This is a genomic window from Janthinobacterium sp. NFX145, from assembly GCF_049810325.1.
Lineage (GTDB): Bacteria > Pseudomonadota > Gammaproteobacteria > Burkholderiales > Burkholderiaceae_D > Janthinobacterium > Janthinobacterium rivuli.
This window is the reverse complement of the sequence record NZ_CP187360.1, coordinates 3846902-3868858: the sequence shown is the minus strand read 5'-3', so window position 1 is coordinate 3868858 and position 21957 is coordinate 3846902. Positions and strand designations below refer to the sequence as shown.

At 60.9% G+C, this 21957-nt stretch carries 20 protein-coding genes and 2 tRNA genes; 16 read left to right on the top strand and 6 right to left on the bottom strand.

The genetic code is table 11. The features are described 5' to 3' along the window. Nucleotides 1-141: 141 nt before the first annotated feature. Both ACPJXG_RS17235 and ACPJXG_RS17230 read left to right on the top strand, forming a co-directional pair. Nucleotides 142-975, top strand: coding sequence for a hypothetical protein (locus ACPJXG_RS17235; RefSeq protein WP_425251792.1), 834 nt, complete (start codon nt 142-144; stop codon nt 973-975). Between the two features lie 54 nt (nt 976-1029). Beyond that, on the top strand, nt 1030-2376 hold the full coding sequence (locus ACPJXG_RS17230) for a virulence factor (protein WP_425251791.1): 1347 nt from the start codon (nt 1030-1032) through the stop codon (nt 2374-2376). A 14-nt stretch (nt 2377-2390) separates the two neighbouring features. On the opposite strand, the gene ACPJXG_RS17225 is transcribed toward ACPJXG_RS17230, so the two are convergent. Continuing rightward, complete coding sequence (locus tag ACPJXG_RS17225; RefSeq protein ID WP_425251790.1) at nt 2391-2678, bottom strand: barstar family protein; 288 nt, start codon at nt 2676-2678, stop codon at nt 2391-2393. Nucleotides 2679-2750: 72 nt separating this feature from the next. Next, nucleotides 2751-3200, bottom strand: a complete 450-nt coding sequence (locus ACPJXG_RS17220; RefSeq protein ID WP_099402393.1) for a hypothetical protein — start codon at nt 3198-3200, stop codon at nt 2751-2753. Nucleotides 3201-3386: 186 nt separating this feature from the next. Between ACPJXG_RS17220 and ACPJXG_RS17215 the strand changes: the two genes are divergently transcribed. The 6 genes from ACPJXG_RS17215 (at nt 3387) to ACPJXG_RS17190 (ending at nt 10553) form a co-directional block, all read left to right on the top strand. Next, nucleotides 3387-4298, top strand: a complete 912-nt coding sequence (locus tag ACPJXG_RS17215) for a patatin-like phospholipase family protein (protein WP_425251789.1) — start codon at nt 3387-3389, stop codon at nt 4296-4298. A 59-nt stretch (nt 4299-4357) separates the two neighbouring features. Then, a complete protein-coding gene (locus tag ACPJXG_RS17210) occupies nt 4358-4762 on the top strand; it encodes a GlcG/HbpS family heme-binding protein (RefSeq protein WP_034757420.1) in 405 nt (134 codons plus the stop codon). 295 nt (nt 4763-5057) lie between these two features. Continuing rightward, nucleotides 5058-6236 carry a glutamine-hydrolyzing carbamoyl-phosphate synthase small subunit gene (gene carA / locus ACPJXG_RS17205; protein WP_176388329.1) on the top strand — a complete coding sequence of 393 codons (1179 nt, stop codon included), beginning with the start codon at nt 5058-5060 and terminating at the stop codon, nt 6234-6236. Beyond that, nucleotides 6229-9465 (top strand): carbamoyl-phosphate synthase large subunit, encoded by a 3237-nt coding sequence (gene carB / locus ACPJXG_RS17200; RefSeq protein ID WP_176388330.1) that lies wholly within the window; start codon nt 6229-6231, stop codon nt 9463-9465. The genes carA and carB overlap by 8 nt, the downstream gene beginning before the upstream one ends. A 168-nt stretch (nt 9466-9633) precedes the next feature. Further along, entirely contained in the window at nt 9634-10110 is a 477-nt protein-coding gene (gene greA, locus ACPJXG_RS17195; protein ID WP_010397233.1) for a transcription elongation factor GreA, read from the top strand. Continuing rightward, nucleotides 10110-10553 (top strand): DUF4149 domain-containing protein, encoded by a 444-nt coding sequence (locus ACPJXG_RS17190; RefSeq protein WP_176388331.1) that lies wholly within the window; start codon nt 10110-10112, stop codon nt 10551-10553. The genes greA and ACPJXG_RS17190 overlap by 1 nt, the downstream gene beginning before the upstream one ends. Nucleotides 10554-10708: 155 nt before the next feature. On the opposite strand, the gene ACPJXG_RS17185 is transcribed toward ACPJXG_RS17190, so the two are convergent. Continuing rightward, the gene (locus ACPJXG_RS17185; RefSeq protein WP_010397237.1) at nt 10709-11179 is read right to left on the bottom strand and encodes a YhbY family RNA-binding protein; all 471 of its coding nucleotides are present in this window, start codon (nt 11177-11179) and stop codon (nt 10709-10711) included. A gap of 42 nt (nt 11180-11221) precedes the next feature. Between ACPJXG_RS17185 and ACPJXG_RS17180 the strand changes: the two genes are divergently transcribed. From ACPJXG_RS17180 to ACPJXG_RS17155, 6 genes are all read left to right on the top strand, one after another. Beyond that, nucleotides 11222-11905, top strand: coding sequence for an RlmE family RNA methyltransferase (locus ACPJXG_RS17180; RefSeq protein ID WP_034757436.1), 684 nt, complete (start codon nt 11222-11224; stop codon nt 11903-11905). Between the two features lie 202 nt (nt 11906-12107). Next, a complete protein-coding gene (ftsH, locus tag ACPJXG_RS17175) occupies nt 12108-13988 on the top strand; it encodes an ATP-dependent zinc metalloprotease FtsH (RefSeq protein ID WP_035817778.1) in 1881 nt (626 codons plus the stop codon). A 115-nt stretch (nt 13989-14103) separates the two neighbouring features. Further along, nucleotides 14104-14937 carry a dihydropteroate synthase gene (gene folP / locus ACPJXG_RS17170; RefSeq protein ID WP_425251788.1) on the top strand — a complete coding sequence of 278 codons (834 nt, stop codon included), beginning with the start codon at nt 14104-14106 and terminating at the stop codon, nt 14935-14937. A 40-nt stretch (nt 14938-14977) separates the two neighbouring features. Then, entirely contained in the window at nt 14978-16315 is a 1338-nt protein-coding gene (glmM, locus tag ACPJXG_RS17165; protein WP_278318593.1) for a phosphoglucosamine mutase, read from the top strand. A gap of 81 nt (nt 16316-16396) precedes the next feature. Continuing rightward, nucleotides 16397-16473, top strand: a tRNA-Pro gene (locus ACPJXG_RS17160). A 94-nt stretch (nt 16474-16567) separates the two neighbouring features. Then, nucleotides 16568-16642: transfer RNA gene (locus ACPJXG_RS17155), tRNA-Arg, on the top strand. Between the two features lie 70 nt (nt 16643-16712). Here ACPJXG_RS17155 and ACPJXG_RS17150 read toward each other — a convergent pair. The 3 genes from ACPJXG_RS17150 to ACPJXG_RS17140 form a co-directional block, all read right to left on the bottom strand. Next, complete coding sequence (locus ACPJXG_RS17150) at nt 16713-16892, bottom strand: hypothetical protein (protein WP_176388334.1); 180 nt, start codon at nt 16890-16892, stop codon at nt 16713-16715. Between the two features lie 145 nt (nt 16893-17037). Beyond that, complete coding sequence (locus tag ACPJXG_RS17145; protein ID WP_425251787.1) at nt 17038-17604, bottom strand: PEP-CTERM sorting domain-containing protein; 567 nt, start codon at nt 17602-17604, stop codon at nt 17038-17040. Between the two features lie 288 nt (nt 17605-17892). Then, complete coding sequence (locus ACPJXG_RS17140; protein ID WP_170909696.1) at nt 17893-18444, bottom strand: GbsR/MarR family transcriptional regulator; 552 nt, start codon at nt 18442-18444, stop codon at nt 17893-17895. 138 nt (nt 18445-18582) lie between these two features. On the opposite strand from ACPJXG_RS17140, the gene cydD reads away from it, so the two are divergent. Then, a complete protein-coding gene (cydD, locus tag ACPJXG_RS17135) occupies nt 18583-20271 on the top strand; it encodes a thiol reductant ABC exporter subunit CydD (protein WP_425251786.1) in 1689 nt (562 codons plus the stop codon). Continuing rightward, a complete protein-coding gene (gene cydC, locus ACPJXG_RS17130) occupies nt 20268-21947 on the top strand; it encodes a thiol reductant ABC exporter subunit CydC (protein ID WP_425251785.1) in 1680 nt (559 codons plus the stop codon). The genes cydD and cydC overlap by 4 nt, the downstream gene beginning before the upstream one ends. Nucleotides 21948-21957 lie beyond the last annotated feature (10 nt).

Here is a 21957-nt window from a genome sequence, read left to right as displayed (position 1 = left end):
GGAATGTATTTTTCCAATCCCACCTATTTTTATAACGCCCACGACTTCAAACACAAAAAAGGCTGGAATGAACTGGCCGGTATCCATGTTGAGTACGCTTTGCCTGCAGAACGGTTTGATCCCCTTCTTGCAGGTGACGACTTGCGCAAGCAAATTACAAGTACTTTTTCCATCGGGAATCCGGACTTCCCCAACTCCTGGACCAAATCCACACCGCCCGACGTGCGCGTGACGGCGGGCGGCACGAATGCCGGATTCATTTCCCTGGCCGCCGCCCTCGATTATTTGCAGGCGCATCCGAAGGAAACGGTGTGGGTGATGAGCTGGGATGCGCCCAGTTTTCCGAAAGATGAGCAGATCAATGAAAACATGGTCTTGCTGGTGCTGGCCGGTCCCCATTACAAAACGGAGCGCGATGCGCTGGCGTGGATAGGCTATCCGGCCACGCGGCAGGTCAGCGCTTTTACGGCGGAAAAGGGCTTGCCGCCGCCCACCGTGCAGGCGTGGCAGGCGACGCTGGTGCAGGCGGCAGGCAATGGACGCAAGAGCGAGGTAGATATTGGTTATGTAATCCACGACGCGAACAACACTCGGCCAGCGTCGCCCGACCGCATCGCCCACCTGGCGCAAACCTTGACGATGGAATTGCCGGCCTTCGATTTCCTCCAGCAAAGCTTTAATACACCGGCCTTGCTGGGCGAAATGGGCGCCGCCACGGCCCTGACGAACGTGGCGCTGGGCATCGCGCAGGCGAATCACTTTGGCCAGAACGTGCTGGTGGCGGGCACCGGCGACGCCGGCCAGACGACTGGTGTATTGATACTGCCGCCGGCCAAGGTGCGGCCCATCGACCCAGTGAAACCGTGGTTCCGCGCGCGCGGCGGCGGCAATGCCTATCTGATGTGGTGGGGCATACAGCATGCCTGGGCCACGCTGGACGCGGGACAGTTCAATGAGCAGGGATATTCGAAGTAGGCGATGGGAATGGCGCGCCAGATGGCGTTTTCGATGAACTGACCAGGGTGAAAAATGAACCTTCTCTTTTCCTTTCGCAACTTGGCGATACTGCTGGCGGGCCTGGCTTTATCGGCATGCGTGACGCATCCGGCGAGCAAAGATGACCGTGAGAATGAAAAAGTAATTGCCCAGCCCTTCATGGCGCAAGTGGTGGGAGTGAAATGGTTGAACCCGCTTCAACGCCAAGATTATCCGACTGAGTGGCAATTGCTATGGACCCTTGGGAAAGTTAATCCGAATAAGAAGGATGATATGTTGGAGTTATATCCAGAGATTTTTTCAAAAATCAGGTTTGTTTCAGACATTTCGCAGATAGAAAAAAGTAAGAGCAATTTTAGGAATTTTCATAAATCATATGTTTCAAATATGATTTCGATATTTCACGGTATGTATTTTTCCAATCCGACCTATTTTTATAACGCCCACGACTTCAAACGCAAAAAAGGCTGGAACGAACTGGCGGGTATTCATGTTGAATATGCCTTGCCTGCAACGCGCTTTGATCCTCTCCTGGCTGGCGCCGCCCTGCGCGAGGAAATCATCGATACTTTTTCAATCGGCAACCCGAATTTCCCCAACTCCTGGACCAAATCCACCCCGCCCGATGTGCGCGTGACGGCCGGTGGCGCGAATGCCGGATTCATTTCCCTGGCCGCCGCCCTCGATTATCTGCAGGCGCATCCGAAGGAAACGGTGTGGGTGATGAGCTGGGATGCGCCCAGTTTTCCGAAAGATGAGCAGATCAATGAAAACATGGTCTTGCTGGTGCTGGCCGGTCCCCATTACAAAACGGAGCGCGATGCGCTGGCGTGGATAGGCTATCCGGCCACGCGGCAGGTCAGCGCTTTTAGGGCGGAAAAGGGCTTGCCGCCGCCCACCGTGCAGGCGTGGCAGGCGACGCTGGCGCAGGCGGCAGGAAATGGACGCAAGAGCGAGGTAGATATTGGTTATGTAATCCACGACGCGAACAACACTCGGCCAGCGTCGCCCGACCGCATCGCCCACCTGGCGCAAACCTTGACGATGGAATTGCCGGCCTTCGATTTCCTCCAGCAAAGCTTTAATACACCGGCCTTGCTGGGCGAAATGGGCGCCGCCACGGCCCTGACGAACGTGGCGCTGGGCATCGCGCAGGCGAATCACTTTGGCCAGAACGTGCTGGTGGCGGGCACCGGCGACGCCGGCCAGACGACTGGTGTATTGATACTGCCGCCGGCCAAGGTGCGGCCCATCGACCCCGTGAAACCGTGGTTCCGCGCGCGCGGCGGCGGCAATGCCTATCTGATGTGGTGGGGCATCCGTCATGCCTGGGCGACTCTGGATGCTGGGCAATTCAATGAGCAGGGGTATTCGAAATAGAAAATGTCGCAGGCTCAGGCATGGCGCACCTGCGCCGCCTGGGCCGGCATGTCCTGCGCCATGCGCGCCAGAATGCGCTGCAGGATGGCCGCTTCGCCGGGCAGGCGTGCCGCGAAGGCTGGCCAGCCGCGCAGCTCCAGCTGTTGCGGCATGTCCACCAGGCCCGTGATGGCATCGTGGAAGGCATCCCAGTTCATGCCGTAGAAGGTAGGAAAGCCCAGCGCGGCTGCCAGTGCCGCATGCAACTGGCGCGGCGTGTTGATATCGCTCAAGTCGATTGTCACGAGGGCTTGTCGATTCATACTATTTCCTTGAGCAAGTTCTGCAGGTTTTCGTGCATGCAGCCCACGACCATTTCGGCAAACTGGACGCCGCTACGGCGCCGATTTTTGGCAGCGTGCGGAAAATTGCATGGTGGCGCTATTTTCAAAAGGGGAATTGAACTCGCCCTTTACCTGCGTCAAGTTGCCGCTAAAGCGCATGGTCAGGGGGCCGCTGGCCGGCCCTGCGTCATATGTGCAAGACAGGCTGTCGCCGCTTTGCCGGCAACCGTAAAAGTTGCCTGCTTTGCCGCGCCCGTCAACCAGGTGGGTGCCTTGCGCGCCGTGCTGGTCGGGGGCGTCGAAGCTGAGCTCAATCGTGTGTTTCTCCGTATCATTGGGAATTTGTATGTTCCCCGTACAAGTAAAGCCCTCCATTCTTGCCGCGATGCTATCCTGGCGCTCCGTCGCCGCGACGGGGGCGGCGTTGGCGCAGGCCGCACCCAGCAGGGCTGCAACGAGCAAGCATGGGTGCGCGATGAGGTGGAACAGGTCTGTTTTCATAAGCCGCTCAATGAAAGTGGGGGAGGTGGGAAGCCAGGGGCCAGTCTAGCAGCCGGCGTGGTGCGCACGGTTCGAAATATTGTCATTTTTAAACATTTAAGACCACCTTCAGTGCGGGCGGCTCCGCTTGCGCTACAATCGGCTCTCCTTTATTGCCACTGCCGCGCGCGGTTCTCCCTCTCCACCATGTTCCCTAAACGCCTGACCCTGCTTGCCCTGGCCGCCTTTGCGCTGACCGGCTGCGATACCACCGCCCCGAAACCGATACAAGTATTGACGCCGCCGGAACCCATCGTCGTCACGCCGCGCAAGATCAAGATCGGCCTGGCGCTGGGCGGCGGCGCGGCGCGCGGTTTCGCGCATATCGGCGTGATCAAGGCGCTCGAATCGCAAGGCATTCAGGCCGACATCGTTACGGGCACCAGCGCCGGCAGCGTAGTGGGCGCCATGTATGCGGCGGGCAACTCCGGCTTCGCCCTGCAAAAGATGGCGTTCGACATGGACGAGGCGGCCATTTCCGACTGGGCCTTGCCCCTGTTCGGCAAGTCGTCCGGCGTGCTGAAAGGCGAAGCGCTGCAAAGCTATGTCAACAAGGCTGTCGGCGGCGTGCCGCTGGAAAAACTCAAGATACCGTTTGGCGTGGTGGCGACCGATTTGAAAAATGGCCAGCCGATCCTGTTCCAGCGCGGTAACACCGGCATGGCCGTGCGCGCCTCGTCGGCCGTGCCCGGCGTGTTCCAGCCCGTGACGATCGCGGGGCACACTTATGTCGATGGCGGCCTCGTCGCTCCCGTGCCCGTGCGCTTTGCGCGCGACATGGGCGCCGATTTCATCATCGCCGTGAATATTTCATCGCAAACGGATACGCAGAAGGCCATCAGCTCGATGGAAGTGCTGATGCAGACGTTTGCCATCATGGGCCAGCGCATCAACCAGTTCGAGCTGAAAGATGCGGACGTGGTGATCCAGCCCAGCCTGGGCACCATGAAGGGCAACGATTTCAACAGCCGCAACCAGGCCATCCTGGCGGGCGAGCAGGCGACCTTTGCCGTGATGGCGCAGCTCAAGCAAAAATTGAAAGCCAAACGCGAGCAGTGATGGATAGCGCCGCGGCGCATTTCGTATACAATTTTGTTTCAACATAACAAGGATGCACCATGCAATCGAAACCGATTTTGACCCTGGACGACGTAAAGAAAATCGCTGCCGCCGCCGAAGCGGAAGCGGTCAAGAATAACTGGGCGGTCACGATCGCCATCGTCGATGACGGCGGCCACCTGCTGTGGCTGCAGCGCATGGATGGCGTGGCGCCGATCTCGTCGCACATCGCCCCATCGAAAGCCAAGACGGCCGCGCTGGGCCGTCGCGAATCGCGCATCTATGAAGAGATGATCAATGGCGGCCGCGTGTCGTTCCTGAGCGCGCCGGAAATCGACGGCTTGCTCGAAGGTGGCGTGCCCATCGTGTTTGATGGTCACTATGTGGGCGCCGTCGGTGTCTCGGGCGTGAAATCCGCCGAGGACGCGCAAATCGCCAAGGCCGGCATTGCGGCGCTAGTGTAAGTAGTAACCGGTATTGCTTTGCAAGCCGCCCCGCGCAAGCCGGGCGGCTTTTTTCATGGGGCGCAGGATTTATGTTGCTGCGCAAAAAAATGCCGGGCCTTCTGCATTTTCTTCCTTGTGGAAAAGCTTCCTTTTGGTTATAATTCAAAGGTTTAGCCAATCACACATATACCGTAGCGACTACCCATCCCCTCATTCAAAATGACCGTTGAAACACCCTGAGTGCATCTGGCTCGGGTAACTAGGCGGTCGGTCTGACGTGGCGCAGCTACGGTAACTTTATCAGGAGTTGCCCTTGCCGCCATTTTTTTCTGGCCCTGCCGTTCCAGCCATATTAGCGCTTGCTGATGGAACGATCTTTAAAGGTTTTTCGATCGGTGCCGCCGGTCATACCACGGGCGAGGTTGTTTTCAACACCTCGATGACCGGGTATCAGGAAATCCTTACCGACCCAAGCTATTGCCGCCAGATGGTCACCCTGACCTATCCGCACATCGGCAATACGGGCGTCAATCCGGAAGACGTCGAATCTTCCAAGGTTCACGCCGCTGGCCTCATCATCCGCGATCTGCCATTGCTGGCATCCAATTTCCGTTCCACCCTCTCCCTGTCCGACTACCTCAAAGCTGAAAATATCGTCGCCATCGCCGGCATCGATACACGCAAGCTCACGCGCATCCTGCGTGAAAAAGGTGCGCAGGGCGGCGCCATCCTCGTCGGCACGCAAGGCAACGAGCCTTCCGCCGCGCAAGCGCTGGAACTGGCCCGCTCCTTCCCCGGCCTGGCCGGCATGGACCTGGCTAAAGTAGTCTCAAGCAAGGACGCCTACGAATACCGCGAAACGGAATGGACCTTGGGCCAAGGCTACGGCCAGCTGGCCGATGCGGACGCGAAATACCACGTGGTCGCCTTCGACTACGGCGTCAAGCGCAACATCCTGCGCATGCTGACGGCACGCGGCTGCAAAGTCACCGTGCTGCCGGCGCAAGCTTCCGCCGCCGACGCCCTGGCGTTGAACCCGGACGGCATCTTCCTGTCGAACGGCCCTGGCGACCCGGAACCATGCGACTACGCCATCGCGGCCACCAAGGAATTGATCGAGAAGGGCATCCCGACCTTCGGCATCTGCCTCGGTCACCAGATCATGGCTTTGGCTTCCGGCGCGAAAACCTTGAAGATGAAGTTCGGCCACCACGGCGCCAACCACCCGGTGCAAGACCTGGAAACGAAACAGGTTTTGATTACCTCGCAAAACCACGGTTTCGCAGTCGACGCGGCAACTCTGCCCGCGAACTGCCGCGTGACCCATGAATCGCTGTTCGACGGTTCCCTGCAGGGCTTTGCCCGCACGGACAAGCCGGCCTTCTGCTTCCAGGGCCACCCTGAAGCGTCGCCGGGCCCGATGGATGTTGCTTACCTGTTTGACCGCTTCATCAACCTGATGGCTGCGGAGGAGAAAAAGAAAAATGCCTAAACGTTTAGATATTAAAAGTATTCTGATTATTGGCGCTGGCCCGATCGTGATCGGCCAGGCCTGCGAATTCGATTATTCCGGCGCGCAAGCGTGCAAGGCCCTGCGCGAAGAGGGCTACAAAGTCATCCTGGTCAACAGCAATCCTGCGACCATCATGACGGATCCGGAAATGGCCGACGTCACCTACATCGAACCGATCACCTGGTCGGTCGTCGAGCGCATCATCGCCAAGGAGCGTCCTGACGCGATCCTGCCGACGATGGGTGGCCAGACGGCGCTGAACTGCGCGCTGGACCTGTTCAACAATGGCGTGCTGGAAAAATACAACGTCGAGCTGATCGGCGCGTCGCCGGAAGCCATCGACAAGGCCGAAGACCGTTCCAAGTTCAAGGACGCGATGACCAAGATCGGCCTCGGTTCGGCCCGTTCCGGCGTGGCGCACTCGATGGAAGAATCGTGGGCCGTGCAGCGCACCCTGGGCTTCCCGACCATCATCCGTCCATCGTTCACCATGGGCGGTTCCGGCGGCGGCATCGCCTACAACGAAGAAGAATTCGAAACCATCTGCAAACGCGGCCTGGAAGCGTCGCCGACGAAAGAGTTGCTGATCGAAGAATCGTTGCTGGGCTGGAAAGAGTACGAGATGGAAGTGGTGCGCGACAAGGCGGACAACTGCATCATCATCTGCTCGATCGAAAACCTCGATCCAATGGGCGTGCACACGGGCGACTCCATCACGGTGGCGCCAGCGCAAACCCTGACGGACAAGGAATACCAGATCATGCGCAATGCCTCGCTGGCAGTGCTGCGCGAGATCGGCGTCGACACCGGTGGCTCGAACGTGCAATTTTCGATCAACCCGGTCGATGGCCGCATGATCGTCATCGAGATGAATCCGCGCGTATCGCGTTCGTCGGCCCTGGCCTCGAAAGCGACGGGCTTCCCGATCGCCAAGATCGCTGCCAAGCTGGCCGTCGGTTTCACCCTGGACGAGCTGCGCAATGAAATCACGGGCGGCGCCACGCCGGCCTCGTTCGAACCATCGATCGATTACGTCGTCACGAAGATTCCCCGTTTCACGTTCGAGAAGTTCCCGACCGCCGACCACCACCTGACGACGCAAATGAAATCCGTCGGCGAAGTGATGGCGATTGGCCGTACCTTCCAGGAATCGTTCCAGAAAGCCTTGCGCGGCCTGGAAGTGGGCGTGGACGGCATGAACGAAAAGACCAAGGACCGCGAAAAGATCGAAGAAGAACTGGGCGAGCCTGGTCCTGAGCGCATCTGGTACGTGGGCGATGCGTTTGCCCAAGGTTTTACTCTGGAAGAAGTGCATAATCTGACCAAGATCGACCCATGGTTCCTGATCCAGATCAAGGAAATCGTCGACCTGGAACTGTGGCTGGACACGCAGAAGCTGGAAAACCTGGACAAGAACACCCTGTACAAGTTGAAACAGAAGGGCTTCTCGGACCGCCGCCTGGGCTTTTTGCTGCAGACGACCGACACGGCCGTGCGCCAGCAGCGCCATGCGCTGAACATCCGTCCCGTCTACAAGCGCGTCGACACCTGCGCAGCGGAATTTTCGACCGATACGGCGTACATGTATTCCACGTACGACGAAGAGTGCGAATCGAATCCGACCGACAAGAAAAAGATCATGGTGCTGGGCGGTGGCCCGAACCGTATCGGCCAGGGTATCGAGTTTGACTATTGCTGCGTCCACGCTGCCCTCGCCATGCGCGAAGACGGCTACGAAACCATCATGGTCAATTGCAACCCAGAAACGGTTTCGACCGACTATGACACTTCCGACCGTTTGTACTTCGAGTCCCTGACCCTGGAAGACGTGCTGGAAATCGTCGCCATCGAAAAACCGGTGGGCGTGATCGTGCAGTACGGCGGTCAGACGCCATTGAAACTGGCGCTGGACCTGGAAGCGAATGGCGTGCCGATCATCGGCACCTCGCCCGACATGATCGATGCGGCCGAAGACCGCGAGCGTTTCCAGCAAATGCTGCACAAGCTGGAACTGCGCCAGCCGCCTAACCGCACCGCGCGCACGGAAGCCGACGCCCTGGCGCTGGCGCAGGAAATCGGCTACCCGCTGGTCGTGCGTCCATCGTACGTGCTGGGCGGGCGCGCCATGGAAATCGTTCACGAGCAACGCGACCTCGAGCGCTACATGCGCGAAGCCGTCAAGGTTTCGCACGATTCGCCAGTGTTGCTGGACCGCTTCCTGAACGACGCCATCGAGTGCGACGTCGATTGCATCTCCGACGGCGAAACGACGTTCATCGGCGGCGTGATGGAGCACATCGAACAGGCAGGCGTCCACTCGGGCGACTCGGCTTGCTCGCTGCCACCATACTCGCTGTCGCAAGAAACCATTGATGAACTGAAACGCCAGACGGCGCTGATGGCCAAGGGTTTGAATGTGGTCGGCCTGATGAATGTGCAGTTCGCGATCCAGAAGCAAGAGATCGATGGCGAAATGAAAGACGTCGTCTTCGTGCTGGAAGTCAATCCACGCGCGTCGCGCACCGTGCCTTTCGTTTCGAAAGCCACCGGTCTGCAACTGGCGAAGATTGCCGCGCGCTGCATGGTTGGCCAGTCGCTGGCGTCGCAAGGCATCACGCAGGAAGTCGTGCCGCCATACTTCAGCGTCAAGGAAGCCGTGTTCCCGTTCGTCAAGTTCCCGGGCGTGGACACCATCCTGGGCCCTGAAATGAAGTCGACGGGCGAAGTCATGGGCGTGGGCCTGACCTTCGGCGAAGCGTTTGTGAAATCGCAGCTGGGCGCCGGCGTGAACCTGCCAAAATCGGGCAAGGTCTTCATCAGCGTGAAAGCGTCGGACAAGCCGCGCGCCGTGCAAGTGGCGCGTGACTTGGTCGAGTCCGGTTTCACCGTGGTCGCCACCAAGGGTACCGCCGCCGTGATCGCTGCTGCCGGCATCGCCGTCACGCCAGTGAACAAGGTGATCGAGGGCCGTCCGCACGTGGTCGACATGATCAAGAATCATGAAATCGTGCTGGTGATCAACACCGTGGAAGAAAAGCGCAGCGCCATCGTCGATTCGCGGGCCATCCGCACGTCGGCCCTGGCGTCGCGCGTGACGACCTACACCACCATCGCCGGCGCGGAAGCGGCCGTCGAAGGCATCCGCCACCTGGATGAGCTGCGTGTGTACGATTTGCAAGGTCTGCACAAGACCCTGCAGCAAGCGTAGTCCGCGCGCCATTTGCAGTGACCGCCGTTAGGCGGTACACTGCATGCTTATCAACCACAGAGTTCCGTGCAGAGTAGCGCGCGGCCTCTGTGGTTTTCACTTGGTAAGGCCGTTAAACGTGGCAACACACTGCAACGGCGCCGATAACTAGCAGATAGTAGAGATAACATGACCTCAGTCCCATTGACCAAATACGGCGCAGAACTTCTGAAGGAAGAGCTGCATCATTTGAAGACCAAGGAACGCCGCATCGTCATCGATGCGATCGCCGAAGCGCGTTCGCACGGAGATTTGTCGGAAAACGCCGAGTACGATGCCGCCAAGGAACGCCAGGCCTTCGTCGAAGGCCGCATCGCCGAGCTCGAAGGCAAACTGGGTGCGGCGCAAATCATCGACCCGACCGCGCTCGACGCGGAAGGCCGCGTGGTGTTTGCCTCGACGGTGAACCTGGAAGACCTGGAATCGGGCCAGAAAGTCACGTACCAGATCGTCGGCCTCGATGAAGCCGACCTGAAAAAGAACAAGGTTTCCGTGACGTCCCCGATCGCCCGCGCGCTGATCGGCAAGTATGCCGGCGACGTGGTGGAAGTGCAGGCGCCGTCCGGCCCGCGCGAATACGAAATCCTGGAAGTACTGTACATCTGATGCTCGCCCGCGTGCGCATCCTCGTTGCCACCCTGTGGGCCGGCAGCTTGTGGACCATCGGCTTCATCGTGGCGCCGACCTTGTTCGGCACCCTGAGCGACAGAGTACTGGCGGGTAATATCGCCGGCAGCATGTTCCGCGCCGAGGCCTGGCTGTCCATCGCCTGCGCTGTGGTACTGCTGGCCTTGCTGCAATGGGCGCCCGGCGCGCTGGAACTCAAGCGCCGCCGCCTGCTGGGCGCGCTGGTGCTGTCGATGCTGGTGTGCGCGCTGCTCAGCCATTTCGGCATTTCGCCGCTGATGGCCGAGCTCAAGGCGCAAGCCCCGTCGGGTATCATGGACGAAGCCATGCGCAGCCGTTTCGGCATGCTGCATGGCGTGTCGACGCTGATCTTTGCCGTGCAAAGCTTGCTGGCGGGCGTGCTGATCTGGAAACAGCAATAATTGTTTTAACCCGAGAAGCAAAAAAACCGGGGTCAGACCCTCAGGGTCTGACCCCAGCCTTTGCTGTTGGGTTTATGGTAATAAAAAAGCGGAGCAGGGAAGATCCCGTGCTCCGCTTCTTGTTTCAACTGCCTTGCGGCTGCTGAACGACAGGCTTACTTGCTGCCCAGTGCGCTTTTCTTGGCGCTTTTCTGACGTGGCTTGGCACGCTTGATGGAACCGCCTTCGGTAACGCGCTCATTGCCCTTGATCATGACTTTCGTCACGCTCGGGCGCTTGGTGCCGCTGGCGCTGGCCTTGACGATGGTCACTTCGCGCATGCCTTTGCCGGCGCTGACCTTCTCCTTAACCACTTCTTTTTTCGGACGGTAGATTACCAGCAGTTTGCCAATATGTTGTACCGGGGCGGCGCCGAGATTGCCGCAAATCGTATCGTACATTCCGACGCGGGCTTCGCGGTCGTCGCCGAACACGCGGACTTTAATCAGACCGTGCGAATCCAGGCCAAGGTCGATCTCTTTGAGGACAGCAGGTGTCAAGCCCGCTTCGCCAATAATGACGATAGGCTTCAGCGCGTGTGCTTCGGCGCGCAGTGCGCTGCGCTCTACGGGTGTAAGTTTTAGCATAATAATATTTAGTAATTCCCTTAAAAGCAGTATTCTACGCGAATGGCAAAGAAGAAATTAAACAAAAACTGGTTGCACGACCACATAAATGATCCATATGTGAAGTTGGCGCAAAAAGAGGGCTACCGCGCCCGGGCAGCATACAAGCTCAAAGAAATCGATGAAGACGAAAAACTGATCAAACCTGGGCAGGTGATTGTCGACCTTGGTTGCACTCCTGGCAGCTGGGCCCAGTACACGCGGCGCAAGCTGGCCGGCAAGGACGGCGGCGGGGTCAATGGTACCCTGATTGGCCTGGACATGCTGGAAATGGAGCCAATAGCCGATTTCCACTTCATCCAGGGCGACTTCCGCGAAGCGCGCGTGCTGCGCCAGCTGGAAGTGGTGTTGCAGGGCCGCAAGGTCGACCTGGTCCTGTCGGACATGGCGCCGAACCTGTCGGGCATCGCCACGGCGGACGCCGCGCGCATGGAACACTTGATCGACCTGGCCATCGAATTTTCGCAATTGCACCTGAAGCCGTCTGGCGTGCTGCTGGTGAAATGCTTCAAAGACATGGGTTTCAGCCAGATCGTGGAGAAATTCCGCGCTGAATTCAAGGTCGTGGTGCAGAAAAAGCCGAAGGCCAGCCGCGATAAATCGTCGGAAATCTTCCTGATGGGCCGTGGAATCAAGAATCCGCTGAAAAATGCCGTGGAAGAAGATGATTCCGCCCTTGATATTTAAGCGGGAATCCGCACATGGGAACGAGAAGTGCAGTAGCGTCTGATGGCATAAAAGCCTAAATTGTTTATACTGCATTTTTTTGCGTGAACGCGATTTTTTCGCGCGCACGGATCGGCGGGCTTTGGCACGGCCCGCTTATTGCGAGTAAAATCGTGTTTCTAGCTATAGGTAAAGAGATGCGCACTGCATCCAAGGAGTCTTCGTGAATAACATGTTTTCCAAATCTGCCATCTGGGTAGTCGTATTGCTGCTGTTGTTCATGCTGTTCAAGCAATTCGACAGTCATGGCGCCACAGGCGGCAGCAAGGCCATCGCTTATTCCGATTTGCTGGATGAAGTCAAAGCCAAGCGCGTCAAGGATGTCGTGATCGAAGGTTCGTCGATCACCGCCAAGCTGATGGACGACACCAAGGTGCGTACCACCGCCACCAGCCTCGACAAGGGCCTGATCGGCGACTTGCGCGACAATGGCGTGCATTTCGATGTGCGTCCGCCTGAGGAAGCGTCCTTCCTGCAAACTATTTTTGTTTCCTGGTTCCCCATGCTGCTGTTGATCGGCGTCTGGGTCTTCTTCATGCGTCAGATGCAAGGCGGCGGCAAGGGCGGGGCATTCTCGTTCGGCAAGTCGAAGGCACGCATGATGGATGAAGCCAGCAACACCGTCACCTTCGCCGATGTCGCCGGTTGCGACGAAGCGAAAGAAGAAGTCAACGAAGTAGTCGACTTCCTCAAGGATCCGAGCAAGTTCCAGAAACTGGGCGGCCGCATTCCCCGCGGCGTGCTGATGGTCGGTCCTCCGGGCACGGGTAAAACCCTGCTGGCGCGCGCCATCGCTGGCGAAGCCAAGGTGCCGTTCTTCTCGATTTCCGGTTCTGACTTCGTGGAAATGTTTGTCGGCGTCGGTGCCAGCCGTGTCCGCGACATGTTTGAAAACGCGAAAAAGCATTCGCCGTGCATCATCTTCATCGATGAGATCGACGCTGTCGGCCGTCACCGTGGTGCCGGCATGGGCGGCGGTAATGACGAGCGCGAACAGACCTTGAACCAGTTGCTGGTCGAGATGGACGGTTTTGAAGCGAACTCCGGCGTGATCGTCGTGGCCGCCACCAACCGCGCCGACGTGCTCGACAAAGCTTTGCTGCGTCCAGGCCGTTTCGACCGCCAGGTGTCCGTCGGCTTGCCCGATATCCGCGGCCGCGAACAGATCTTGAACGTGCACATGCGCAAAGTGCCTATCGGTACCGACGTGAAAGCCGATATCCTGGCCCGCGGCACCCCTGGTTTCTCGGGCGCGGACCTGGCCAACCTGGTCAACGAGGCAGCCCTGTTCGCGGCACGCCGCAGCAAGCGTCTGGTCGAAATGGCCGACTTTGAAGATGCGAAAGACAAGATCTACATGGGTCCTGAGCGTAAATCGATGATCATCCGCGAGGAAGAGCGTCGCAATACGGCTTACCATGAGTCCGGTCACGCCGTCGTCGCCAAGCTGCTGCCGAAGGCTGATCCCGTGCATAAAGTGACGATCATGCCGCGCGGCTGGGCCCTGGGCCTGACCTGGCAGCTGCCGGAACACGACAACTTGTCCGCCTACAAGGACAAGATGCTGGAAGAAATTTCCATCCTGTTCGGTGGCCGTATCGCCGAAGAGATTTTCGTGGGACAAATGTCCACGGGCGCGTCGAACGACTTCTCGCGCGCCACCAAGCTGGCCCGTTCCATGGTGACCCGTTTCGGCATGTCCGACAGCATGGGCGTGATGGTCTACGAAGACAGCGAAAACGAAGGTTTCTTCGGTGGCGCCACCAAGACGATCTCGGAAGCGACCCAGCAAAAGGTCGATGCTGAAATCCGCAACATTCTCGACAAGCAATATGCTTTGGCGCGCACCTTGCTGGAAGGCAACCGAGACAAGGTCGAAATGATGACCAAAGCCTTGCTGGAATGGGAAACCATTGATGCAGAGCAAATCAATGACATCATGGCCGGCCTGGAGCCGCGTCCACCGAAAGTCATCCCGCCACGCCGCAATGCGGGCGACAGCGGCACGGGCGGCATCTCGCCTAACGTGACGGCACCAGCCTGATAACGGCCGCCCTGACCGGCGGCGCGCAAGGGTATGGCAAGAACGAGGGTAAGGAGCAATCCTTGCCCTTTTTCGTTGCCGCGGCAGTTTTTTCCTGACGACTACAAAGATTCACATGCGACACTATTTGCAATTCGGCCGTTTCGGCTTCAACCTGTCCGGCACGCAGGCGCTGGTGATGGGCATCCTGAACATCACGCCTGACTCGTTTTCCGATGCGGGCCAGTATCAACACCTGGAGTTTGCCATCTCGCGCGCCGAGCAGATGATGGTTGACGGCGTCGACATCATCGACATCGGCGGCGAATCGAGCCGTCCCGGCGCGCCGCCGCTGCCGCTGCAGGACGAGTTGCAGCGCGTCATGCCGGTGCTGTACGCCTTGCGCGATTGCGGCAAGCCGCTGTCCGTCGACACCTATAAACCCGAAGTGATGCGCGAAGCCATCCTGGCGGGTGCCGACATGATCAACGATATCAACGGTTTCCGCGCGCCAGGCGCCATCGACGCCGTGCGGGACAGCGATTGTGCGCTGTGCATCATGCACATGCAGAACATGCCAGAAACCATGCAAGCCCAGCCGCAGTACGAGGATGTGGTGCGCGAAGTCATCGACTTCTTGCGCGAACGCATCGACACGATGACGGCGGCCGGCATCGCCCGCGAACGCCTGTGCATTGACCCCGGTTTCGGTTTTGGCAAGACGGTGGAGCAGAACTATGCCTTGCTGCGCGCCACGCGCCAGCTGCGCAGCGAGCTGGACCTGCCGGTGCTGGCCGGCCTGTCGCGCAAATCGATGATCGGCGCCGTCACGGGACGTCCCGTCGAGCAGCGCCTGGCCGGCAGTGTTGCCGGTGCGCTTGCTGCGGTAGCGCAAGGTGCGGAAATTATCCGTGTGCATGATGTAGCTGAAACCGTCGATGCACTGAAGGTCTGGCGCATGGCACACTGAGCCTGTAAGATTTATCATAAACAACAAAAAGAGAAATACTATGACGCGTAAATATTTTGGTACCGATGGCATTCGTGGCCTGGTGGGCACGGCTCCGATTACCCCCGATTTCGTCATGCGCCTCGGCTATGCGGCCGGCAAGGTGCTGGCCAAGTCGCAAGGCGGCAAGACCCGCCCGACGGTGCTGATCGGCAAGGACACGCGCATTTCCGGCTACATGCTGGAAGCGGCGCTGGAAGCGGGCCTGTCGGCCGCTGGCGTGGACGTGATGCTGGCCGGCCCCATGCCGACGCCGGCCATCGCCTACCTGACGCGGGCGTTGCGCCTGTCGGCTGGCGTCGTCATTTCCGCCTCGCACAATCCCTACCATGACAATGGCATCAAGTTCTTTTCCGGCCAGGGCACCAAGCTGCCCGACAGCGTGGAGCTGGAAATCGAAGCGGCGCTCGACGAACCGATGGCCTGCGTGCCATCTGAAAAGCTGGGCCGCGCCAAGCGCCTGGACGATGCCCAGGGCCGCTACATCGAATTTTGCAAGGGCACCTTCCCGAACGAGCTGGATCTGCGCGGCCTGAAGATCGTCGTCGATTGCGCACACGGCGCCGCCTACCATATCGCGCCGCACGTGTTCCATGAGCTGGGCGCGGAAGTCATCGCCATCGGCAACAAGCCCGACGGTTTCAACATCAATGCGGGCTTCGGCGCCACGGCAACCAAGGCCATGGCCGAAGCCGTCGTCGAGCACGGCGCGGACCTGGGCATCGCCCTCGATGGCGACGCCGACCGCCTGATCATGTGCGACGCCACGGGCCGCCTGTATAACGGCGACGAACTGTTGTACGTCATGGTCAAGGACCGCCTGGCAACAGGCCCCGTGGCCGGTGCCGTCGGCACCTTGATGACCAACATGGCGCTGGAAGTGCTGTTCAAGCAGCAGGGCATCGGCTTTGCGCGCGCCAAGGTGGGCGACCGCTACGTGCTGGAAGTCATGAAGGAAAAGGGCTGGATACTGGGCGGCGAAGGCTCCGGCCATTTGCTGTGCCTGGACAAGCACACGACGGGTGACGGCATCGTCTCCGCGCTGCAAGTATTGTCCGCGCTCAAGCGCAGCGGACAGAGCCTGCAGCAATGCCTGGCCGAACTGGTGCTGTTCCCGCAAACCCTGATCAACCTGCGCGTGGCGCCCGGTTTCGACTGGCAGAAAAATGCCGCCATGGTGGCCGAGAAAGAACTGGTCGAGGCCGAGCTGGGTGACACGGGCCGCGTGCTGATCCGCGCTTCGGGCACGGAACCGCTGATCCGCGTGATGGTGGAAGCGAAGGATAAAGCGAACGCTGAAAGCATGGCGCGCCGCATCGCCGATAAAGTGGCTGTGTAAAGGCAGGCGTCGATAGTTATTTCCATCTAATTCGTCTATGGCAATTGACGAAATTGGGTGGGGGCGTTATTATCTTGTCTTCGGAGTGTGGCGCAGCCCGGTAGCGCACCTGGTTTGGGACCAGGGGGTCCAAGGTTCGAATCCTTGTACTCCGACCAAAGTCATAAGCGGGCTGTCAGAAATGACAGCCCGTTTTCTATTCCGCGCTGGCATTTCATTGCTGGCGCGCATGGACTAAAATACTGCACCTCTCCGCCCATCGTTCAACGGATAGGACAACGGTCTTCTAAACCGTGAATGGGGGTTCGATTCCCTCTGGGCGGACCAGTTTCATACTGGCCACGGCTTGCGCCATGCGGCCGCATCTTCTCTCTTTCCTGTCTATCAGCACGCGGCCCTAAGGCTGCGCAAACAGCACCACGCTCAGCAAATACAGCAGCGGCACGGCGCACAGCAGCGCAGACAACACCGACAGCATTTTCTTGCTCGCCAGGCGTGCCAGGCGCAGCCGTTCGCGCGCAGGCAAATGCCGGCGGACCAGGTCGCGCGCGCGCGGCTGGAATGGTGTTTCATGCATGTGAACTCCCTCGCAACGATGGCTGATGATGTCGGCCAGCATAGCGGGAGCGGCATAAAGGCGGTGTAAAGAGTGGGCGGCGCGGCGCAAGCGCGCTGTAAACATGGATGCGCCGGCGCCGTGTTGCGGGCCTTGCCCGATGCTCTTATTTTGCCTGGCGGCGGCGCGCCAGGACGCCGAGCAGGCCCAGGCCGGCGAGCAGCATGGCATAGGTTTCCGGTTCAGGTATGGCGGAAACATAGGCGCGGTAATTGCTCAGGTCCTTGGGCAAGCCCTCTACCGTGAAGGTCGTGCCGGCTGCGACGGGAGCGGCCCAGTGGAAGACCAGTTCGCCCTGGCCGAAATGGATGGCCAGATAGTCATAGGCCGCCGCGCTCGTGAAGGAATTCCCCCCGCCGCTGGCGCCTGCCGTGGTGCCGGCGGTACAGCCCGAAGTGGCATTGTCGCAAAATGAGACGGCCGCACCCAGGCTGGTGCCGAAAACGCTGTTGATTTGGCTCTGGATGTTGGCTGGACTCTGCGGCACGAGATTGTCGTCATAGTATTTCACCATGGTGGCTGGCGACGGCGAGTAAGTGACGGTGCTGCCTTCGATGCTGAAACCGCTGGCCGGTCCCACGTCGATCCATGTAGCTGCCTGTGCCATGCCCATCAAGGCCGCAAGGGCGGCCAGTATGGATGTCCGTATGGCAATGCTTGTTATGCTTTTCATGAAAATCCCCTTTGGTTTTATTGCAGGCATTTCACTGCTTCAGGGTGCGCGCCGTCCTGTCAGGGAGGTCAACTTGTCGCCCGTTCGCCTTCGCGTGAGTACGCATATGCAAGCTTAGTCTTGATATAAATTAATACAATTTAAATAATACTATTGGCATGCTTGACAACATCGCATACGGCTATGTATGGCTGTGCTGGCGAGGGCCTGTGCGGGAATAGACATGGCGTGACAAGGCGTGCCAGCTTGTGCTGGCAACGCCTTGAGTGGGAAGAGGGGAGGCGGGTTTCAGTCGCTGTTATTGCTGACGCCAAACAGGCGATCCTTGGCGTTGAGCAATTTTTGCACCTTGGCGCCCATTTTCATCAGCTGCGCCATCGATTCGGGCGACAGGCGCTGCAAGTCGTCGAACCAGGTGTTGGCCAGGTCGACCAATTCATACATTTCGCGCATGCGCTCCTGCGCATACTGGTCGACGGGTTCCGTGGCCGGCGCCAGCAGCGATTCGCGCAGCACCGTCAGGGTAGGGGCCACTTCGCGGCGGCGGCGCTCGGCGGCCACCACGCGGAAGATTTGCCACACATCGCCCAGCGAGGAAAAATACTCGCGCCGGTCGCCGGGGATGCGCGACTGGCGTATCAAGCCCCAGCCCTGCAATTCCTTCAGGCCGATGCTCACGTTCGAGCGCGAAAAACTCAGGTGTTCCGCGATTTCATCCGCGTGTAAAGGATGCTCCGCGACAAACAACAAGGCGTACACTTGCCCCACCGTGCGGTTAAAGCCCCAGCGGCTGCCCATCTCGCCGAAATGGCTGACGAAGGTCAGGATCAGCGGCGTCATTTGGATATGTTGAGTTTTCATAATTATCTGAATTTTTTCACGCCACACCCGCAGGGTCAATTGATATATGTCATGTTTCGCAGTATTATACAAAATATCGAATTTACAGAAAATTCTGAAAACTCAAAAAGTATAGAGATGCCGACCACGCCACTGTCCTTGCCCCGCTTTATCCTTCCCCGCACGCCCAGCCTGGCGCAGGGCGGCGCCGCCTTGTTGTGGCTGCCGCAAGCGGCCTTGCTGGCCTGGGCCGTGCAAGCCATGCTCGATGGTGCTCCATGGCGCGCGGCCCTGCTGCCGGCCGCTGGCGTGCTGCTGTTGGGCGTGCTGCGGGCCGGCTGCGAAGCGTGGGGCGCGCGGCGCATGTATGCGGCGGCGCGCGCGCACCTGTCCACCTTGCGCGCGCAAGTGGCGCAAGCGCTGGCGCGCCGTTCGCCGCTGGACCGCCAGCGTGCGCAGTCGGGCCAGGCGGCCGGCGTCATCGCCGAACAGGCCGAAGCCATCGTGCCATATCTGGTGCGCTACAAGCCCGCGCGCTGGAAAGTCATGCTGGTGCCGCTCGTGATCCTCGCCGTGGTGACGCCGCTGTCGTGGATCGCCGCCTTGATCCTGCTCATCGCCGCGCCCCTGATTCCCGTCTTCATGGCCCTCGTCGGCATGGGCGCGCAAGCGGCCAGCCGCGCGCAGATGGTGGAAATGGGCAGCATGAACGCTTTTCTATTGGACCGCCTGCGCGGCCTGGCCACCCTGCGCGCGCTCGACGCCATCGACGCCACGGCCGCACGGCTCGATGCCTCATCGCAATCCGTGCGCCGGCGCACGATGGTGGTGCTGCGCATCGCCTTTTTGTCGTCCGCCGTGCTGGAACTGTTTTCCGCGCTGGGCGTGGCCATGGTGGCCGCGTTTATCGGTTTCTCCCTGTTGGGCAGCATCAATTTTGGCACCTGGGGCCGGGAACTGACCTTGGGGCAGGGCTTGTTCATCCTGTTGCTGGCGCCCGCGTTCTTCGAACCCTTGCGCGAACTGGCCGCCGTCTGGCACGACAAGGCGGCCGGCGAAGCGGGCCTGGCCGGCCTGCACGACCTGGCGGCCGACGGCGTTCCGCTGCCCGGCGCGGAGGTCCTGTCTGCCGTCGTCTCCGCCGCCGCCATGGCCGTGGCGCCGCCGCCCGCTATCGACATCCATCAACTGCGCTTTGCCCACCCTGGCGAAGCGCCCGTGTTCGACGGCTTCGACCTGACGGTGCGTGCCGGTGAACACGTGGCCCTGCTGGGCGCCAGCGGCACCGGCAAGACCACCTTGCTGTCGCTGCTGGCCGGCTTGCTGCCCGCCAGCGGCGGAGACATCCGCATCGGCGGCGTGCGCCTGACCGACAGTACCGTCAATACCTTGCGCCAGCGCATGGCCTGGATGGGCCAGCGCCCGCACGTGTTTGCCGCCTCCGTCAGCCAGAACGTGACCCTGGGCCGCACGGGCGCCAGCGCCGCGCAAGTGACGCAGGCGCTGCACCTGGCCGACCTGGCTGCCGTGGCGCAGGCCCAGCCGGCCGTCATGCTCAGCGATGGCGGCCAGGGCTTGTCCGGCGGCGAAGCCGTGCGTCTGGCCCTGGCCCGCGTGGCCCTGCATCCGCATGCCGATTTGCTGCTGGTCGATGAACCGACGGCCCACCTGGACAGCGAAACGGCGGCGCGCGTCACGGACGCCTTGCTGGCACTGGCGCAAGGCAAGACGATGATCGTCGCCACGCACGACCCCGTGCTGGCTGGCCGCCTGCAGCGCACGGTGCAGGTCGATGCCCGGGCATCGGCGCAGGAGCGGCAGGCATGAAAACTTCCCTCATATCGAACCCCGTGCTGCGGCAATTGCTGCTGGAACAGCCCGGCAAGCTGATCGGGGGTGCCTTGCTGGCGGCCCTGACGGCGGTGTCCGGCATGGCCTTGCTGGGCTTGTCGGGCTGGTTTATCACGGCCACCTCGATTGCCGGCCTGCACGCTTCGACGGCGATCCTGTTCGACGTCTTCGGCCCGTCGGCCGGCATCCGCCTGCTGGCCATCGGCCGCACGGGTTCGCGCTATGCGGAACGCCTCGTCACGCACGACGCCACGTTCGCCGCGCTGGCCAGCATCCGCGTGCAGCTGTTCCGTGGCTGGTCGCGCCCGGAAGCGGCCAGCCGGCTGCTGCGCCAGCCCGCCAAGCTGCTGTTCCGCCTGACGGCCGATATCGACGCGCTCGAATCGCTGTATTTGCGCCTGCTGGTGCCTGCCTTCACGGCCTTGTGCGTAGCCTTGCTGGCCGGCGTGGCGCTGGGCGTGATGCGGTGGCAACTGGGGCTGGGCCTGGCCGCGTGGCTGCTGGCCGCCGGCGGCGGCATCAGCTGGGTGGTGGCGCAACGCGCCCGCCGTCCCGCCATCGTGCGTACACGCGCCATCGAAAAGCTGCGTTCCGGCACCATCGACCTGGTGGCGGGCCAGACGGATCTCGTGATGGCGGGCCGCATCGACGCCCAGTGCGCGGCGCTGGGGCAGATCGACCGGTCGCTGGCGCAAGCCGATTTCGCCCTGCTGCGCCTGGAAACTGCCGCCGGCGCCGCGTATGGCGTGGCGGGCAGCGCGACCCTGGCGGGCGTGTTGCTGGCCGTGGCTGCGCTGGTGGAACAGCAAACGATGAGCGTGCCGCTGGCGGCCCTGGCCCTGCTGATCGCCCTGACGGCCGTGGAACCGTTCGCGGGACTGCGCCGCGGCGCGCTGGAAGCGGGCCGCATGCTGCTGGCCATGCGCCGCCTGGCGCCGCGCCTGGATAGTGAGGTACCTCAGCCGCCCGTCGATGCCGCGCCGGGCTTGCGCCTGGAACACGTGAGCGCCGCGCATGCGGGCAGCCATGTTGCCATTTTGCATGACGTATCGCTGCACATCGCCGATGGCGAGCGCGTGGCCTTGATCGGCCCCAGCGGCGCGGGCAAGTCCACTTTGCTGGCCCTGGCCGCGCGCGAGCTGGCGCCGCTGTCGGGCAGTGTCCACGCGGGACGCGCCTGCCTGTTCACGCAGAAGACGGAATTGTTCCAGGACAGCTTGCGCGACAACCTGCGCCTGGCCGACCCGTACGCCAGCGATGCGCAGCTGTGGGCGGCGCTGCAGGCAGCCGGCCTGGACGACGAGGTGCGGTCCTTCGCGGACGGCCTGGACACCAAGCTGGGCGAAGGCGGCCTGGGCTTGTCGGGCGGCCAGGCGCGGCGATTGGCGCTGGCGCGGCTGTTCCTGCACGAATCGACCTTGTGGCTGCTGGACGAAGCGACGGAAGCGCTCAATGCGCAGACCGCGATCGACGTCCTGCAGCGCCTGGGGGCGCGCAGCGAAGGACGTACTTTGCTGATCGCCACCCACTTGCGGCGCGAAGCGGCGCAGGCGGACCGGCTGGTCAGCCTGCGCGATGGCCGCATCGTGGGCGATGCGCGCCGTGGCACGCCAGCCTTTGAGGCAGCCATGGCGGGCTTGCGGGGGGACTGACGGGCAAGCG

What these genes read in the sequence shown, in the direction of transcription:
- glmM (WP_278318593.1), top strand. Translation starts at nt 14,978, where the DNA reads ATGACGCGTAAATATTTTGGTACCGATGGCATTCGTGGCCTGGTGGGC.
- carB (WP_176388330.1), top strand. Translation starts at nt 6,229, where the DNA reads ATGCCTAAACGTTTAGATATTAAAAGTATTCTGATTATTGGCGCTGGC.
- ACPJXG_RS17210 (WP_034757420.1), top strand. Translation starts at nt 4,358, where the DNA reads ATGCAATCGAAACCGATTTTGACCCTGGACGACGTAAAGAAAATCGCT.
- ACPJXG_RS17230 (WP_425251791.1), top strand. Translation starts at nt 1,030, where the DNA reads ATGAACCTTCTCTTTTCCTTTCGCAACTTGGCGATACTGCTGGCGGGC.
- ACPJXG_RS17220 (WP_099402393.1), bottom strand. Translation starts at nt 3,200, where the DNA reads ATGAAAACAGACCTGTTCCACCTCATCGCGCACCCATGCTTGCTCGTT.
- ACPJXG_RS17150 (WP_176388334.1), bottom strand. Translation starts at nt 16,892, where the DNA reads ATGCATGAAACACCATTCCAGCCGCGCGCGCGCGACCTGGTCCGCCGG.
- cydD (WP_425251786.1), top strand. Translation starts at nt 18,583, where the DNA reads ATGCCGACCACGCCACTGTCCTTGCCCCGCTTTATCCTTCCCCGCACG.
- folP (WP_425251788.1), top strand. Translation starts at nt 14,104, where the DNA reads ATGCGACACTATTTGCAATTCGGCCGTTTCGGCTTCAACCTGTCCGGC.
- ACPJXG_RS17215 (WP_425251789.1), top strand. Translation starts at nt 3,387, where the DNA reads ATGTTCCCTAAACGCCTGACCCTGCTTGCCCTGGCCGCCTTTGCGCTG.
- ACPJXG_RS17145 (WP_425251787.1), bottom strand. Translation starts at nt 17,604, where the DNA reads ATGAAAAGCATAACAAGCATTGCCATACGGACATCCATACTGGCCGCC.
- greA (WP_010397233.1), top strand. Translation starts at nt 9,634, where the DNA reads ATGACCTCAGTCCCATTGACCAAATACGGCGCAGAACTTCTGAAGGAA.
- ACPJXG_RS17185 (WP_010397237.1), bottom strand. Translation starts at nt 11,179, where the DNA reads ATGCTAAAACTTACACCCGTAGAGCGCAGCGCACTGCGCGCCGAAGCA.
- cydC (WP_425251785.1), top strand. Translation starts at nt 20,268, where the DNA reads ATGAAAACTTCCCTCATATCGAACCCCGTGCTGCGGCAATTGCTGCTG.
- ACPJXG_RS17180 (WP_034757436.1), top strand. Translation starts at nt 11,222, where the DNA reads ATGGCAAAGAAGAAATTAAACAAAAACTGGTTGCACGACCACATAAAT.
- ACPJXG_RS17225 (WP_425251790.1), bottom strand. Translation starts at nt 2,678, where the DNA reads ATGAATCGACAAGCCCTCGTGACAATCGACTTGAGCGATATCAACACG.
- ACPJXG_RS17140 (WP_170909696.1), bottom strand. Translation starts at nt 18,444, where the DNA reads ATGACGCCGCTGATCCTGACCTTCGTCAGCCATTTCGGCGAGATGGGC.
- ACPJXG_RS17190 (WP_176388331.1), top strand. Translation starts at nt 10,110, where the DNA reads ATGCTCGCCCGCGTGCGCATCCTCGTTGCCACCCTGTGGGCCGGCAGC.